Annotated in this window: 1 protein-coding gene; it reads left to right on the plus strand. The window is 40.9% G+C overall.

Annotated features, from left to right (window positions below):
- Positions 1 to 381 (plus strand): McbB family protein (locus K0039_RS21560; RefSeq protein ID WP_228106920.1); only part of this gene is annotated, 381 nt, incomplete at its 5' end.
- Between the last annotated feature and the right edge of the window lie 57 nt (positions 382 to 438).

Genomic DNA, 438 nt, shown 5'->3' on the forward strand with positions numbered 1-438 from the left:
CAAAGCTACTACCTAAAGGAGTCATTCAGGATAGATGGAGTATATTCACCTGATCTTGGTACTCCCTGCCATTTTTGTCATATAGAGAGATGGCTGAGCAGGGAAGAAAAAAGCTTCAGACGTAACGAAATGTCCTGGGCAAACTTACTTCAGTTACTGAAAAAATACCAAATGACACTACCAGCATTGGCTTTAGGCGAATCAGAAAGAGGATTCAGCTATCATTTAATAAAACGGCGACTTCAGGAGTTGACAGGTACTTCACTGGTTAAAAGTCATGTCGATAACTTTATGTCATCTGTTAGCGCTGATTTAATCACCTGTATTTTATGTAAAGAGCCGGTAATTCACTGGCAGGCTTGCAGCTGTCTGGAGAGATAACATGTCAAAACACGAACTCTCTTTAGTGGAAGTGACGCATTACACAGATCCTGAAGT

It is taken from the genome of Terrisporobacter mayombei, assembly GCF_020748465.1.
Lineage (GTDB): Bacteria > Bacillota > Clostridia > Peptostreptococcales > Peptostreptococcaceae > Terrisporobacter > Terrisporobacter mayombei.